Below are 12,412 nucleotides of genomic sequence, written 5' to 3'. Positions count from 1 at the left end.
AAATTAACCCATATCAAACTTTATATTAGGAGCTTACTGGCATGGCTAACCAGAAAATCCGTATCAGACTTAAATCTTTTGACCATCGTCTGATTGACCAATCAGCTCAAGAGATTGTTGATACCGCAAAACGCACAGGTGCACAAGTTCGTGGTCCAGTACCGCTACCAACTCGCATTGAACGCTTTAACATCTTAACCTCACCACACGTGAACAAAGATGCCCGTGACCAATACGAAATCCGCACATTCAAACGTATGGTAGATATCGTTCAGCCTACTGACAAAACAGTCGATGCACTGATGAAGTTAGATTTGGCGGCGGGTGTTGATGTACAAATCGCATTAGGCTAACCCCTTAGGTTTCATCCTTAGGACTCAGACCTATATTGAATAACAGTAAAAATTAAGAGGTTAACAACATGGCGATCGGTTTAGTCGGAAAAAAATGCGGCATGACTCGTATCTTCACAGAAGCAGGTGTTTCAATTCCTGTAACTGTTGTTGAAGTTACTGCCAACCGTATCTCTCAAATCAAAACACAAGACACAGACGGCTACCAAGCTATCCAAGTAACAACTGGCGAACGTCGTGATTCTCGTGTTAATGCAGCTCAAAAAGGTCACTTTGCAAAAGCTGGTGTTGCTGCAGGTCGTGGCACTTGGGAATTTCGCGTCGAAGACAGCGAACTTGAAGGCCGCGAAGCAGGTAGTGAAATCGCTGCTGACTTGTTCCAAGTAGGTCAAATCGTTGACGTAATTGGTACCAGCAAAGGTAAAGGTTTCCAAGGTGGTATCAAACGCCACAACTTCCGTTCACAAGATTGGACACATGGTAACTCAGTATCTCACCGCGTTGTGGGTTCTACAGGTCAAAACCAAACACCGGGTCGTGTATTTAAAGGCAAAAAAATGCCAGGTCAAATGGGTAACAAACGTGTGACCGTACAAGGCTTAGAAGTGATTTCAGTTGATGCTGAAAAAGGTATCCTAGTTATCAAGGGTGCAATTCCTGGTGCCAACGGTGGCGACGTTATCGTACGTCCATCAGTTAAAGCTTAATCAAGGGGATTAACGTGAATCTAAATACAGTAACAGGTTCGGCGGTTGAGCTATCAGACGTAGCATTTGGTCGTGAATTCAACGAAGCACTTGTACACCAAGTAGTTACCGCTTATTTAGCGGGTGGTCGTCAAGGTAGCCGTGCTCAAAAAACGCGTGGTGAAGTATCTGGCGGTGGTAAAAAACCATGGCGTCAAAAAGGTACTGGCCGTGCACGTGCAGGTTCCATCCGTAGCCCAATTTGGGTCGGTGGTGGTCGCGCATTTGCAGCCAAACCACAAGATTGGTCACAAAAAGTGAACCGTAAAATGTACCGTGGTGCCATGCAATGCATTCTTGCTGAATTGATTCGTCAAGACCGTTTAGTATTGGTTGATGACATCAGCATTTCAGCACCAAAAACCAAAGAGCTTATTGCTAAACTTAAAGACTTAAATGCCCCTAAAGCATTGATCGTTACCAATGAAGTTGACGAAAATCTTTACTTAGCTGCTCGCAATATTCCATACGTCAGCGTACTAGGTAGCACTGAAGTTGATCCAGTTAGCCTGATTGCGTTTGACAAAGTCATCATGTCTGTCGCAGCCGCCAAAGAAATTGAGGGAGTGTTAGCATGAATAACGCAAGACTATATCAGGTACTAAAAGCACCTGTATTTTCAGAAAAATCTCAAATCTTGGGCGATACTTTAGGTGTGCAAGTATTCAAAGTTGACACCAACGCGACAAAAAAAGAGATTAAAAAAGCCGTAGAATTAATGTTTGAAGGTGTTGAAGTAGTTAAAGTTAACACTTTGAATGTTAAAGGTAAGACAAAGCGATTTGGTCGCACGGTAGGTCGTCGTCAAGACTTCAAAAAAGCCTATGTGACCTTAAAAGCTGGTCAAGATGTTCAAGTAGCCGACGTAGCAGAACAACCTGCTGCTGACAACGAATAAGGATTACACAATGCCTATCGTAAAAGCCAAACCGACATCACCAGGTCGCCGATTTGTCGAGAAAGTGGTGCATCCACACCTTCATAAAGGTCGTCCTTATGCAGCATTAGTAGAGTCAAAAGGCAAAACTGGTGGTCGTAACAACAACGGTCGCATCACTACCCGTCATATCGGTGGTGGTCATAAACAGCATTACCGTGTTGTTGACTTCAAACGTAACAAAGACAACATCCCTGCTGTTGTAGAGCGTATTGAGTACGATCCGAACCGTACTGCGCACATCGCACTACTTAAATATGCAGACGGTGAGCGTCGTTACATCATCGCACCAAAAAAATTGCAACAAGGCGATACCGTTATTTCTGGTGAAACTGCACCAATTCGCCCAGGTAACTGCTTACCACTACGTAGCATTCCAGTGGGTACAGTGATTCACAATATCGAACTTAAAATCGGTAAAGGTGCACAGATCGCTCGTTCAGCAGGTGCTGCGGTTCAATTATTGGGTCGTGATGGTATCTATGCAATCGTTCGTTTACGTTCAGGCGAAACTCGTCGTATCCACGTAAATTGTCGTGCGGTTATCGGTGAAGTATCAAACACTGAAAATAACCTTAAATCATTGGGTAAAGCAGGTGCCAACCGCTGGCGTGGCGTTCGTCCTACCGTTCGTGGTACTGCAATGAACCCAGTTGACCATCCACACGGTGGTGGTGAAGGTCGTAACTTCGGTAAACACCCAACCAGCCCATGGGGTCAAAAGGCTAAAGGCCTTAAAACACGTTCTAACAAACGTACTGACCACATGATTATCCGCCGTCGTCGCGTCAATAAGAAATAAGGAATAATTTCATGCCTCGTTCATTGAAAAAAGGTCCATTCATCGATGCGCACTTGTTTGCCAAAGTTGAGAATGCGTTAGAAACTAACTCACGCAAACCAATCAAAACTTGGTCACGTCGCTCAATGATTTTGCCACAAATGGTCGGCTTAACTATTTCTGTTCATAACGGTCGTACACATGTACCTGTTATCGTAAACGAGCAAATGGTTGGTCATAAACTTGGTGAATTCGCCCCAACCCGTACATATCGTGGTCATGGCGTTGACAAGAAATCTAAGAAATAAGGTGCTCATCATGGAAGTAACTGCAAAATTACGCGGTGCCGCCATTTCGGCACAAAAAGTACGCTTAGTTGCTGACGAAGTTCGCGGCAAATCAATCGAGCGTGCATTAGATATCTTAACCTTTAGCAACAAAAAAGCCGCTAAATTGGTTAAAAAATGCTTAGAATCTGCGATTGCTAACGCTGAGCATAACAATGGTTTAGACATCGATACATTGCGTGTTTCTACCATTTATGTGGATGAAGGTATTACGTTAAAACGTGTTTTACCACGTGCCAAAGGTCGTGCTGACCGTATTAGCAAACGTACTTGCCACATCACAGTTAAGGTAGGAGCATAATATGGGACAGAAAGTTCATCCAATCGGCATCCGTCTTGGCGTAATCCGTAAATCAAACGCTAACTGGTATGCAGATCCAAAAAAATACTCTGAATACTTAATCAACGACTTACAAGTTCGTAAATATTTAGAGAAAAAGCTTAAAGCAGCGATGATCAGCGGTATTAGCATCGAACGTCCTACAGGCGCAGCTAAAATCACTATCGCCACGGCACGTCCTGGTATCATCATTGGTAAAAAAGGCGAAGATATTGAAAGCCTACAAAAAGAACTTACCAAATTGATGGGCGTACCAGCACAAGTTAGCATTGAAGAAATTACCCAACCAGATTTAGATGCACGTCTAGTGGCTGACGGTATTGCTTCACAACTTGAACGTCGTGTCATGTTCCGCCGTGCTATGAAACGTGCTGTTCAAAACAGTATGAAAGCTGGCGCACAAGGTATCAAAGTTGAGCTATCAGGTCGTCTTGGCGGCGCTGAGATTGCTCGCTCAGAGTGGTATCGTGAAGGTCGTGTACCTTTGCATACATTACGTGCTGACATTGACTACTCAAATGTACGCGCAGAAACCACTTACGGTACTATCGGTGTAAAAGTTTGGATTTTCCGTGGTGAAGTGCTTGACGGCATGAACCGTGTATATAATCCAGTCAAAGAAGAAAAGCAAGCACGTGCACCTCAAAAACGTCGTGCTCGTAATGATCGTAGCGACCGCCCACGTAGTGAGCGCCCAGCTAAAGACAGAGGTTAATCGATATGTTACAACCAAAACGTACCAAGTTTCGTAAAGTACAAAAAGGACGTAATACGGGGTTAGCTCACCGTGGTAGTAGCGTATCTTTTGGTACAATCGGACTTAAATCAGTAGAACGTGGTCGTATGACTGCCCGTCAAATCGAAGCTGCTCGTCGTACGATTTCACGTCGTATCAAGCGCGGTGGTAAAATTTGGATTCGTGTGTTCCCAGACAAACCAATTACCGAAAAACCACTAGAAGTTCGTATGGGTAAAGGTAAAGGTCCAGTAGAATACTGGGTATGCGAAATCAAACCAGGCAAAATGCTTTATGAAATCGAAGGGGTTTCTGACGAGCTAGCAACTGAAGCGTTCACGCTTGCAGCTGCCAAGTTGCCTTTCAAAACCACCATTGTTAAACGGACGATAATGTAATGAAGATCAGTGAACTTAAAGACAAATCAGTCGAAGAGCTGACCCAATTACTAGACGAAAAACAGTTAGAAACATTTCGTCTTCGTATGGCAAAAGCCACTGGTCAGTTAGGCAACACCCATGAGATTAAAGCAAATCGTCGTACGATTGCTCAAATCAAGACTCTTATCTCTGAAAAACAGAACACCGAAAACCAAGGGGCTTAATCATGAGTGAGCAAAATACCAACCAAGCTAACGCTACTGAACAAAGTACAGTCACTGGTAAAGTTGTCAGTGACAAAATGGATAAAACCATTACTGTACTTGTTGAGCGTCGTATTCGTCATGCCAAATATGGCAAAATGATTCGCCGTTCTACCAAACTACATGCTCATGACGAAAACAATGAGTGTGGCGTTGGTGATACAGTTCGTATCAAATCAACACGTCCACTATCAAAAACCAAATCTTGGGTGTTGGTAGACGTCGTAGAAAAAGCAGTTAATATTTAATTTAACTTAAATAGATAGTTATAATTGCAAAGCAAGTCAGTAACTGCTACAATACGCCACCTTAAAAATGGCTTATTGTGGCAAAGACTTGTTTTGCCAATTTATGGAGTAACGCGATGATTCAGACTGAAACAATGCTGGAAGTTGCAGACAACAGTGGTGCAAAACGAGTTATGTGCATTAAAGTACTAGGTGGCTCACATCGTCGTTATGCATCAGTAGGCGACATCATTAAAGTGACTGTGAAAGAAGCAATTCCACGCGGTCGTGTCAAGAAAGGTGATGTAATGAACGCGGTAGTCGTACGCACGAAGTTTGGTGTACGTCGTCCTGACGGTTCAGTACTACGTTTTGATGATAATGCAGCTGTGTTGTTGAACAACAATAAAGCACCAATTGCAACACGTATTTTTGGACCAGTAACCCGCGAACTACGTGGCGAACAATTTATGAAAATTGTTTCATTAGCCCCAGAAGTATTGTGAGGAAAACATGGCAAAATTACGTAAAGGCGACCAAGTGATTGTAATTGCTGGCAAAGATAAAGGCAAGCAAGGTACAGTACTAGCAGTAAAAGAAGACCGTGTAAAAGTTGAAGGCATCAACATCGTTAAAAAACACCAAAAGCCAAACCAACAGACTGGCGTTGAAGGTGGTATTATCGAGAAAGAAGCATTTTTACACATTTCAAATGTTGCAATTTATAATGCAGCAACCCAAAAGGCAGATCGTATTTCTTACCAATTGAATGATGAAGGCAAAAAACAACGCGTTTATCGTTCATCTGGTGAAGTTGTGGCGACTGCATAACTATCTAAGGGTATCAGTAATGGCAAGACTTAAAACACAATATAACGAACAGCTTAAGCAAAAAATTCAGCAAGAGCTTGGTTTAGCCAACGTTATGGAAATCCCTAAAATCACCAAAATCACCCTAAACATGGGTGTGGGTGATGCGGCGCAAGACAAAAAAGTGCTTGAAGGTGCATTAGCGGATATGACGGCAATTGCCGGTCAAAAACCTGTAGTAACCAAAGCTCGCAAATCAGTTGCCGGCTTTAAAATCCGTGAAGAATGGCCAATCGGCTGTAAAGTAACGTTACGTGGCGAACAGATGTACGAGTTTTTAGATCGTTTAATCTCAATCGCTATTCCACGTATCCGTGACTTCCGCGGTTTTACAGATAAAGCATTTGATGGCCGTGGTAACTATTCACTAGGTATCAAAGAGCAAATCGTTTTCCCTGAAGTTGACTTTGACAAAATCGACCGTATTCGTGGTTTAGATATTACCATTACGACTACCGCAAAAACTGATGATCAAGGTCGTGCATTGCTTAAAGCATTCGGCTTCCCATTTAAGGGCTAACAGCAAGGATAAGGCAATATGGCAAAGAAAAGTATGATTAATCGCGAATTTAAACGCGAAGCGACTGTTGCTAAATATGCTGAGAAGCGTGCAAAGCTTAAGGCAATTATCAGCGACATCAACGCAACTGACGAAGAGCGTATGGACGCAATGCTTACATTACAAGCACTGCCACGTGATGCTTCACCAGTACGTTTACGTAATCGTTGTGCATTGACAGGTCGTCCACACGGTTATTTCCGTAAATTTGGTCTTTCACGTAACATGATTCGTGAAAAAGTAATGCAAGGTGATGTACCTGGCGTTCATAAAGCAAGCTGGTAAGGGGAAACAATATGAGTATGCAAGATACCGTTGCTGATATGTTGACTCGTATCCGTAATGCACAAATGGCTCAAAAAGCGTCTGTGACTATGCCAAGCTCAAAACTACGTAAATCAATTGCTGATTTGCTAGTAAAAGAAGGTTATGTTGCGACCGCAGAAACTGAAGAAGTTGGCACAGGTAAAACTGAATTAACTATCGAGTTAAAATATTTTGAAGGTAAACCAGTTATTGAAACGATTAAACGTTATAGTCGTCCAGGTTTACGTCAATACCGTGGTAAAGATGCACTACCAAGTGTCCAAAAAGGTCTAGGTGTAGCAATCATCTCTACCAATAAAGGCATCATGAGCGACCGTGAAGCTCGTGCAGCTGGATTAGGCGGCGAAGTTATTGCTTTCGTAGCTTAATTAACATTAAGAGGGACAGGCATAGTTTGTTGTGCCTGTTCGTTTTTTTATCACTTTTATAGGAATTACCCGTATGTCTCGTGTGGCTAAAGCCCCTGTAGCACTACCAAATGGTACAAGTGTTACTTTGAACGGTCAGCAGGTTGAAGTTAAAGGTAGCAAAGGTACGCTAACTTTACGCCTGCATGATTTGGTCGAGCTAAAACAGGAAGATAATCAAATTATTCTTTCACCAAAATCTGACACTAAAGACGGTTGGATGCACACTGGTACAGTTCGTGCATTATTAAGCAACATGGTTAAAGGTGTTACTGAAGGCTTCGAACGTCGTCTACAATTGATTGGTGTTGGTTATAAAGCCGCTGTTGCTGGCAATAAAGTTAACCTAAACTTAGGCTACTCACACCCAATCGAATATGTACTACCTGAAGGTGTTACTGCTGAAACCCCAACTGCGACTGAAATCGTGTTAAAATCTAGCGACAAACAAAAGCTAGGTCAAGCAGCAGCAAACATTCGTGGCTATCGCCCACCTGAGCCTTACAAAGGCAAAGGCGTTCGTTATAGCGATGAGTATGTCGCTCGTAAAGAAGCTAAGAAAAAATAAGGTGAAATGACATGTTTGATAAAAAAGCTGCTCGCCTTCGCAGAGCGAAAAAAACCCGTGCACATATCCGTGGTTTAGGCGTAAATCGTCTATCTGTTAATCGTACTAACACCCACATTTATGCACAAGTTATCTCACCAACGGGTGGTGAAGTATTAGCCCAAGCTTCAACATTAGATACTACTTTACGTGCTGGTCAAACTAGCAACATCGAAGCTGCAACTGCCGTTGGTAAATTAATTGCAGAACGCGCTAAAGCTGCCGGTATTACTAAAGTTGCGTTTGATCGTAGCGGTTTTAAATATCATGGTCGTGTTAAAGCATTAGCTGAAGCCGCTCGTGAAAATGGATTGGAGTTCTAATCATGGCAAAAGTTGAACAAACAGACGGTTTAGTAGAGCGCTTAGTCACAGTTGGCCGTGTATCTAAAGTTGTAAAAGGTGGTCGTATCTTTTCTTTCACCGCACTCACAGTGGTAGGTGATGGTAATGGTCGTGTTGGTTTTGGTCGTGGTAAAGCGCGTGAAGTGCCTGCAGCGATTCAAAAAGCACTAGAAGCTGCCAAACGTAATATGATTACCGTTGATTTAGCGGGTACAACCCTTCAACATCCTATTACTGCTAGCCACGGTGCAAGCCGCGTGTATATGCAACCAGCCTCTGAAGGTACTGGTGTTATCGCCGGTGGTGCAATGCGTGCAGTATTAGAAGTTGCAGGCGTAGAAAACGTATTAGCAAAATGCTATGGTTCAACCAATGCTGCTAACGTTGTACGTGCAACTTTCAACGGGTTAAAAGGAATGTCTTCTCCTGAAAAAGTTGCGGCAAAACGCGGCAAATCAGTTGAAGAAATCTTGGGCTAAGCTAAGGTGATAACATGAAAAAAATGAAAGTTACTCAAGTAAAATCGAGTGCCCATCGCCTAGCAAGCCATAAAGCTTGTTTGAAAGGTTTAGGGTTGCGTCGTATTGGACATACTGTCGAAGTTGAAGATACCCCTTCGACCCGTGGTATGGTAAACCGCGTTAACTACTTAGTTAAAGTGGAGGAAGTATAATGGGTCTACGTTTAAATGAATTGAGCCCAGCTGAAGGTTCAAGAAAAAATAAACTTCGCCGTGGTCGTGGTATCGGTTCTGGTATCGGTAAAACCGGTGGTCGTGGTGTCAAAGGTCAAACCTCACGTACAGGTTCTGGTATTCGCTCAGGTTTTGAAGGCGGTCAGATGCCTTTATACCGTCGTTTGCCAAAATTTGGTTTCACCAGTAAACTTGCAATGGTAACGGCAGAAGTGCGTTTATCAGAATTGAACCAAGTTGATGGTGACGTGGTAAGCGTTGAGTCTTTAAAAGCAGCGAATATCATTCGCCACGATATGCAACGTGTTCGTATCATCCTTTCAGGTGACGTAACTAAAGCATATACTTTTAAAGGTGTTAAAGTGACTAAAGGTGCTAAAGCGGCTATTGAAGCAGCTGGTGGTACTGTTGAGGAGTAATCCTACATGACTAAGCATTCAACATCGATGAATCCTCTAGCATTTATTCGTAAGTACGATGAATTATTTAATCGTTTACTATTTTTGTTGGGTGCTTTAGTCGTCTATCGTTTCGGTTCACACGTACCTATTCCTGGTATGGATCCAGAAAGCTTATCGAAATTTTTTCAAACCAATGAAAATACTATTTTAGGTTTGTTTAATATGTTTTCTGGTGGGGCATTAGAGCGGATGTCAGTCATGGCACTCGGGATTATGCCTTATATTTCTGCTTCAATCATTGTCCAGATGATGACGGCGGTTATACCATCACTGGATGCATTAAAAAAAGAAGGCCAAGCCGGTCAACGCCAAATTAATAAGTATACACGCCAATTAACCCTTGCCTTAGCTTTGGTTCAATCAATTGGTATGTGTACAGGCTTGATTAGTCAGAATCTCACATTAACCAGTGGCCTTGGTTTTTATATTCCTGCAGTAACCTCGTTGGTTGCAGGGTCGATGTTTTTGATGTGGTTAGGTGAACAGATTACTGAACGTGGTATTGGTAACGGTATTTCAATGCTAATTTTAGCGGGTATCGTAGCGACTTTTCCACAAGTGGTCACGCAGTCGATTAACTCTGTCCAGCAAGGTCAAATGAATATGATTGCCTTGTTGATATTTAGTTTATTGGCGTTAGCGGTCGTGGCAGGGATTGTTTTTATTGAGCGTGCCCAGCGCCGTATACCAGTCAACTATGCCCAAAAGCAATCGCAAGAACGAAAAATATATGCACAGCAGCAATCGCATTTGCCATTAAAAATTAATATGGCAGGGGTCATTCCAGCGATTTTTGCCAGTTCACTGTTGTTATTCCCAGCGAGTTTGGGACAGTGGGTGGGTCAATCCCCCAATCCCAATATTTTTCAAAGTTTCTTGCAGAATATGGCATTAGTGTTATCACCGGGTCAGCCGCTGTATTTGGTAATTTTTGCAGCCTTGATTATTTTCTTTTGTTATTTTTATACCGCGTTGGTATTTAGTCCAAAAGAAGTATCAGAGAATTTGAAACGAAGTGGGGCGTATATTCCAGGTATTCGTCCAGGTTTACAAACTCAACGTTATTTAGATCATGTATTAAATCGCTTAACCTTTATTGGTGCGATTTATATGACAATTATTTGTTTGATGCCGATGATATTGCAATCTGCGTTTGGTATTCCGTTTCATTTAGGCGGTACCTCAGTACTGATTAGTGTGGTCGTGATTATGGACTTTATTGCCCAAGTTAAAGCGCACTTAATGACTCACCAATACCATGATTATTCGCTGATGCAAACCATGGAAGTCAAGCATTCATAACTACTACTAGGAGCTGAAAATGAAAGTTCAAGCATCTGTAAAAAGAATCTGCGGTAGCTGCAAAATTGTACGCCGCAAAGGCGTTGTTCGCGTTATTTGTAGTGCAGAACCGCGTCATAAACAACGTCAAGGTTAATCTAAATTGTTAGATTGGACTTGAAATCAGGTAGCGGATACTGTATTATCCGCTACTTGTCGTTATTTTGACACATTTGTAGATAACCAAGTGTTTCAAAATGCTACATCAGTAGATGATTAACTCATCTTTTCCTTATAATTGGAGAAATGTCAATGGCTCGTATTGCCGGTGTAAACATTCCGGACAACAAGCACGCTATCATTTCACTCACTTATATTTTTGGTATTGGTCGTACCACTGCTGCTAAAATTTTAGAAGCGGTAAACATTGCACCAACTACTAAAATCAGTGAACTAAATGATACTCAGCTTGATGCTGTCCGTACCCAAGTTGCAGAATATGCGACTGAAGGTGACTTGCGTCGTGAAATCTCGATGAATATTAAACGTTTAGTAGACTTAGGTTGCTATCGTGGCTTGCGTCATCGTCGCGGTTTACCAGTAAATGGTCAACGCACAAAAACAAATGCGCGTACTCGTAAGGGTCCACGTAAAGCAATCAGAAAATAATTAACTTAGGAAGCTAAAAGATGGCAAAAGACACTCGTAGTCGCAAAAAAGTGACTCGCCGCTCGGTAGCTGAGGGCGTAGCGCACATCCATGCGTCTTTTAATAACACCATTGTAACGATTACCGATCGTCAAGGTAATGCTTTGGCTTGGGCCACCGCTGGTGGACAAGGCTTCCGTGGTTCACGTAAATCTACACCATTTGCTGCACAGGTTGCGGCTGAAGTTGCTGGTAAAGCAGCACAAGAATATGGTGTCAAGAATGTTGATGTCTTGGTTAAAGGTCCAGGACCTGGTCGTGAGTCTGCGGTAAGAGCCTTAGGTGCATTGGGTTATAAAATAAACAGCATTAGCGATATAACCCCGATTCCTCATAACGGAACTCGTCCACCGAAAAAACGTCGCGTATAAGGAGACTTTCATGGCCCGTTATCTAGGTCCAAAATTAAAACTTTCTCGTCGTGAAGGTACTGATTTACAATTAAAATCAGGCGTAAAAGCGTACGAAGAAAAAACCAAAAAAGCTGACCGTGCCCCTGGTCAACATGGTAATCCACGTAGCAAAACGTCAGAGTATTCTGCACAGCTTCGTGAAAAACAAAAAGTAAAACGCATTTATGGTGTGTTAGAGCGTCAATTCTCAAACTACTATAAAGAAGCTGCGCGTATGAAAGGCGCAACTGGCGAAAACTTGCTTCAAATGTTAGAACGTCGCCTCGATAACGTTGTTTATCGTATGGGTTTTGGTGCAACTCGCGCAGAAGCTCGCCAATTAGTTAGCCATCGTGCTATTCTAGTAAAAAAAGCGGGTCGTGATGAGTTTGTTCGTGTGAACATTCCTTCAATCCAATTGCAAGATGGTGATGTGATTGCCGTACACGAAAAAGCCAAAGAACAATTACGTATTAAAAACGCAATTGAATTGGCGGGTCAACGTGGTACGCCTGTATGGTTGGAAGTTGATCACAGCAAATTGCAAGGTACTTTTAAACAAGCGCCAGAGCGTGCTGATTTACCAACCGAAATCAACGAAAGCTTAATCGTTGAGTTGTACTCTAAATAATTAATTTTACTATAAAGTCGA

At 42.5% G+C, this 12,412-nt stretch carries 26 protein-coding genes; all 26 read left to right on the top strand.

The window, feature by feature from the left end; all coding sequences use genetic code 11:
* The first annotated feature begins 41 nt into the window (after positions 1 to 41).
* The 26 genes from rpsJ to rpsD all read left to right on the top strand — a co-directional run bounded on the left by rpsJ (position 42) and on the right by rpsD (position 12,391).
* Complete coding sequence (gene rpsJ, locus RTS09_RS05665) at positions 42 to 353, top strand: 30S ribosomal protein S10 (protein WP_007115544.1); 312 nt, start codon at positions 42 to 44, stop codon at positions 351 to 353.
* Between the two features lie 68 nt (positions 354 to 421).
* Positions 422 to 1,060, top strand: a complete 639-nt coding sequence (gene rplC / locus RTS09_RS05660) for a 50S ribosomal protein L3 (protein WP_007115545.1) — start codon at positions 422 to 424, stop codon at positions 1,058 to 1,060.
* A 14-nt stretch (positions 1,061 to 1,074) separates the two neighbouring features.
* Complete coding sequence (gene rplD / locus RTS09_RS05655) at positions 1,075 to 1,677, top strand: 50S ribosomal protein L4 (RefSeq protein ID WP_007115546.1); 603 nt, start codon at positions 1,075 to 1,077, stop codon at positions 1,675 to 1,677.
* Entirely contained in the window at positions 1,674 to 1,997 is a 324-nt protein-coding gene (rplW, locus tag RTS09_RS05650) for a 50S ribosomal protein L23 (protein WP_007115547.1), read from the top strand. Before rplD ends, rplW begins: the two co-directional genes overlap by 4 nt.
* A 10-nt stretch (positions 1,998 to 2,007) precedes the next feature.
* A complete protein-coding gene (gene rplB / locus RTS09_RS05645; protein WP_007115548.1) occupies positions 2,008 to 2,838 on the top strand; it encodes a 50S ribosomal protein L2 in 831 nt (276 codons plus the stop codon).
* Between the two features lie 11 nt (positions 2,839 to 2,849).
* A complete protein-coding gene (gene rpsS, locus RTS09_RS05640; protein ID WP_007115549.1) occupies positions 2,850 to 3,125 on the top strand; it encodes a 30S ribosomal protein S19 in 276 nt (91 codons plus the stop codon).
* A gap of 10 nt (positions 3,126 to 3,135) precedes the next feature.
* Positions 3,136 to 3,465 carry a 50S ribosomal protein L22 gene (gene rplV, locus RTS09_RS05635; protein ID WP_007115550.1) on the top strand — a complete coding sequence of 110 codons (330 nt, stop codon included), beginning with the start codon at positions 3,136 to 3,138 and terminating at the stop codon, positions 3,463 to 3,465.
* Position 3,466: 1 nt separating this feature from the next.
* Entirely contained in the window at positions 3,467 to 4,219 is a 753-nt protein-coding gene (gene rpsC, locus RTS09_RS05630; RefSeq protein WP_007115551.1) for a 30S ribosomal protein S3, read from the top strand.
* A 5-nt stretch (positions 4,220 to 4,224) separates the two neighbouring features.
* A complete protein-coding gene (rplP, locus tag RTS09_RS05625) occupies positions 4,225 to 4,638 on the top strand; it encodes a 50S ribosomal protein L16 (RefSeq protein WP_007115552.1) in 414 nt (137 codons plus the stop codon).
* Positions 4,638 to 4,844 carry a 50S ribosomal protein L29 gene (gene rpmC, locus RTS09_RS05620; protein WP_007115553.1) on the top strand — a complete coding sequence of 69 codons (207 nt, stop codon included), beginning with the start codon at positions 4,638 to 4,640 and terminating at the stop codon, positions 4,842 to 4,844. Before rplP ends, rpmC begins: the two co-directional genes overlap by 1 nt.
* Positions 4,845 to 4,846: 2 nt before the next feature.
* The gene (gene rpsQ / locus RTS09_RS05615) at positions 4,847 to 5,131 is read left to right on the top strand and encodes a 30S ribosomal protein S17 (RefSeq protein ID WP_007115554.1); all 285 of its coding nucleotides are present in this window, start codon (positions 4,847 to 4,849) and stop codon (positions 5,129 to 5,131) included.
* Between the two features lie 116 nt (positions 5,132 to 5,247).
* On the top strand, positions 5,248 to 5,616 hold the full coding sequence (rplN, locus tag RTS09_RS05610) for a 50S ribosomal protein L14 (protein ID WP_007115555.1): 369 nt from the start codon (positions 5,248 to 5,250) through the stop codon (positions 5,614 to 5,616).
* Between the two features lie 7 nt (positions 5,617 to 5,623).
* Positions 5,624 to 5,941: a 50S ribosomal protein L24 gene (rplX, locus tag RTS09_RS05605; protein WP_036593426.1), complete on the top strand. Its 318-nt coding sequence runs from the start codon at positions 5,624 to 5,626 to the stop codon at positions 5,939 to 5,941.
* 19 nt (positions 5,942 to 5,960) lie between these two features.
* Positions 5,961 to 6,500, top strand: coding sequence for a 50S ribosomal protein L5 (gene rplE, locus RTS09_RS05600; protein WP_007115557.1), 540 nt, complete (start codon positions 5,961 to 5,963; stop codon positions 6,498 to 6,500).
* 18 nt (positions 6,501 to 6,518) lie between these two features.
* Entirely contained in the window at positions 6,519 to 6,824 is a 306-nt protein-coding gene (gene rpsN / locus RTS09_RS05595) for a 30S ribosomal protein S14 (RefSeq protein WP_036593424.1), read from the top strand.
* 11 nt (positions 6,825 to 6,835) lie between these two features.
* A complete protein-coding gene (rpsH, locus tag RTS09_RS05590) occupies positions 6,836 to 7,234 on the top strand; it encodes a 30S ribosomal protein S8 (protein WP_312535099.1) in 399 nt (132 codons plus the stop codon).
* Positions 7,235 to 7,307: 73 nt separating this feature from the next.
* Positions 7,308 to 7,841 (top strand): 50S ribosomal protein L6, encoded by a 534-nt coding sequence (rplF, locus tag RTS09_RS05585; RefSeq protein ID WP_007115560.1) that lies wholly within the window; start codon positions 7,308 to 7,310, stop codon positions 7,839 to 7,841.
* An 11-nt stretch (positions 7,842 to 7,852) separates the two neighbouring features.
* On the top strand, positions 7,853 to 8,203 hold the full coding sequence (gene rplR / locus RTS09_RS05580) for a 50S ribosomal protein L18 (RefSeq protein ID WP_007115561.1): 351 nt from the start codon (positions 7,853 to 7,855) through the stop codon (positions 8,201 to 8,203).
* 2 nt (positions 8,204 to 8,205) lie between these two features.
* Positions 8,206 to 8,703, top strand: a complete 498-nt coding sequence (gene rpsE / locus RTS09_RS05575) for a 30S ribosomal protein S5 (RefSeq protein WP_312535098.1) — start codon at positions 8,206 to 8,208, stop codon at positions 8,701 to 8,703.
* 14 nt (positions 8,704 to 8,717) lie between these two features.
* Positions 8,718 to 8,897, top strand: a complete 180-nt coding sequence (gene rpmD, locus RTS09_RS05570; protein ID WP_007115563.1) for a 50S ribosomal protein L30 — start codon at positions 8,718 to 8,720, stop codon at positions 8,895 to 8,897.
* Entirely contained in the window at positions 8,897 to 9,337 is a 441-nt protein-coding gene (rplO, locus tag RTS09_RS05565) for a 50S ribosomal protein L15 (RefSeq protein WP_007115564.1), read from the top strand. The genes rpmD and rplO overlap by 1 nt, the downstream gene beginning before the upstream one ends.
* Positions 9,338 to 9,343: 6 nt before the next feature.
* The gene (gene secY / locus RTS09_RS05560) at positions 9,344 to 10,681 is read left to right on the top strand and encodes a preprotein translocase subunit SecY (RefSeq protein WP_007115565.1); all 1,338 of its coding nucleotides are present in this window, start codon (positions 9,344 to 9,346) and stop codon (positions 10,679 to 10,681) included.
* Positions 10,682 to 10,700: 19 nt separating this feature from the next.
* On the top strand, positions 10,701 to 10,817 hold the full coding sequence (gene rpmJ, locus RTS09_RS05555; protein ID WP_040403280.1) for a 50S ribosomal protein L36: 117 nt from the start codon (positions 10,701 to 10,703) through the stop codon (positions 10,815 to 10,817).
* Between the two features lie 155 nt (positions 10,818 to 10,972).
* A complete protein-coding gene (rpsM, locus tag RTS09_RS05550; RefSeq protein ID WP_007115566.1) occupies positions 10,973 to 11,329 on the top strand; it encodes a 30S ribosomal protein S13 in 357 nt (118 codons plus the stop codon).
* Positions 11,330 to 11,349: 20 nt separating this feature from the next.
* Positions 11,350 to 11,739, top strand: coding sequence for a 30S ribosomal protein S11 (rpsK, locus tag RTS09_RS05545; protein WP_007115567.1), 390 nt, complete (start codon positions 11,350 to 11,352; stop codon positions 11,737 to 11,739).
* A gap of 10 nt (positions 11,740 to 11,749) precedes the next feature.
* Positions 11,750 to 12,391, top strand: coding sequence for a 30S ribosomal protein S4 (rpsD, locus tag RTS09_RS05540; RefSeq protein WP_007115568.1), 642 nt, complete (start codon positions 11,750 to 11,752; stop codon positions 12,389 to 12,391).
* Positions 12,392 to 12,412: the final 21 nt, after the last annotated feature.

Origin of the sequence: Moraxella sp. CTOTU47618 (genome assembly GCF_032017425.1) — a bacterium.
Classification (GTDB): Bacteria; Pseudomonadota; Gammaproteobacteria; order Pseudomonadales; family Moraxellaceae; genus Faucicola; species Faucicola tetraodonis.
This window is presented reverse-complemented; position numbering and strand designations above follow the sequence as displayed.

What these genes read in the sequence shown, in the direction of transcription:
- rpsK (WP_007115567.1), top strand. Translation starts at nt 11,350, where the DNA reads ATGGCAAAAGACACTCGTAGTCGCAAAAAAGTGACTCGCCGCTCGGTA.
- rpsD (WP_007115568.1), top strand. Translation starts at nt 11,750, where the DNA reads ATGGCCCGTTATCTAGGTCCAAAATTAAAACTTTCTCGTCGTGAAGGT.
- rpsN (WP_036593424.1), top strand. Translation starts at nt 6,519, where the DNA reads ATGGCAAAGAAAAGTATGATTAATCGCGAATTTAAACGCGAAGCGACT.
- rpmD (WP_007115563.1), top strand. Translation starts at nt 8,718, where the DNA reads ATGAAAAAAATGAAAGTTACTCAAGTAAAATCGAGTGCCCATCGCCTA.
- rplN (WP_007115555.1), top strand. Translation starts at nt 5,248, where the DNA reads ATGATTCAGACTGAAACAATGCTGGAAGTTGCAGACAACAGTGGTGCA.
- rpsE (WP_312535098.1), top strand. Translation starts at nt 8,206, where the DNA reads ATGGCAAAAGTTGAACAAACAGACGGTTTAGTAGAGCGCTTAGTCACA.
- rplV (WP_007115550.1), top strand. Translation starts at nt 3,136, where the DNA reads ATGGAAGTAACTGCAAAATTACGCGGTGCCGCCATTTCGGCACAAAAA.
- rpmC (WP_007115553.1), top strand. Translation starts at nt 4,638, where the DNA reads ATGAAGATCAGTGAACTTAAAGACAAATCAGTCGAAGAGCTGACCCAA.
- rpmJ (WP_040403280.1), top strand. Translation starts at nt 10,701, where the DNA reads ATGAAAGTTCAAGCATCTGTAAAAAGAATCTGCGGTAGCTGCAAAATT.
- rplE (WP_007115557.1), top strand. Translation starts at nt 5,961, where the DNA reads ATGGCAAGACTTAAAACACAATATAACGAACAGCTTAAGCAAAAAATT.
- rpsQ (WP_007115554.1), top strand. Translation starts at nt 4,847, where the DNA reads ATGAGTGAGCAAAATACCAACCAAGCTAACGCTACTGAACAAAGTACA.
- rpsH (WP_312535099.1), top strand. Translation starts at nt 6,836, where the DNA reads ATGAGTATGCAAGATACCGTTGCTGATATGTTGACTCGTATCCGTAAT.
- rplP (WP_007115552.1), top strand. Translation starts at nt 4,225, where the DNA reads ATGTTACAACCAAAACGTACCAAGTTTCGTAAAGTACAAAAAGGACGT.
- rpsC (WP_007115551.1), top strand. Translation starts at nt 3,467, where the DNA reads ATGGGACAGAAAGTTCATCCAATCGGCATCCGTCTTGGCGTAATCCGT.
- rpsJ (WP_007115544.1), top strand. Translation starts at nt 42, where the DNA reads ATGGCTAACCAGAAAATCCGTATCAGACTTAAATCTTTTGACCATCGT.
- rplO (WP_007115564.1), top strand. Translation starts at nt 8,897, where the DNA reads ATGGGTCTACGTTTAAATGAATTGAGCCCAGCTGAAGGTTCAAGAAAA.
- rplR (WP_007115561.1), top strand. Translation starts at nt 7,853, where the DNA reads ATGTTTGATAAAAAAGCTGCTCGCCTTCGCAGAGCGAAAAAAACCCGT.
- rplX (WP_036593426.1), top strand. Translation starts at nt 5,624, where the DNA reads ATGGCAAAATTACGTAAAGGCGACCAAGTGATTGTAATTGCTGGCAAA.
- secY (WP_007115565.1), top strand. Translation starts at nt 9,344, where the DNA reads ATGACTAAGCATTCAACATCGATGAATCCTCTAGCATTTATTCGTAAG.
- rplB (WP_007115548.1), top strand. Translation starts at nt 2,008, where the DNA reads ATGCCTATCGTAAAAGCCAAACCGACATCACCAGGTCGCCGATTTGTC.
- rpsS (WP_007115549.1), top strand. Translation starts at nt 2,850, where the DNA reads ATGCCTCGTTCATTGAAAAAAGGTCCATTCATCGATGCGCACTTGTTT.
- rplC (WP_007115545.1), top strand. Translation starts at nt 422, where the DNA reads ATGGCGATCGGTTTAGTCGGAAAAAAATGCGGCATGACTCGTATCTTC.
- rplW (WP_007115547.1), top strand. Translation starts at nt 1,674, where the DNA reads ATGAATAACGCAAGACTATATCAGGTACTAAAAGCACCTGTATTTTCA.
- rpsM (WP_007115566.1), top strand. Translation starts at nt 10,973, where the DNA reads ATGGCTCGTATTGCCGGTGTAAACATTCCGGACAACAAGCACGCTATC.
- rplF (WP_007115560.1), top strand. Translation starts at nt 7,308, where the DNA reads ATGTCTCGTGTGGCTAAAGCCCCTGTAGCACTACCAAATGGTACAAGT.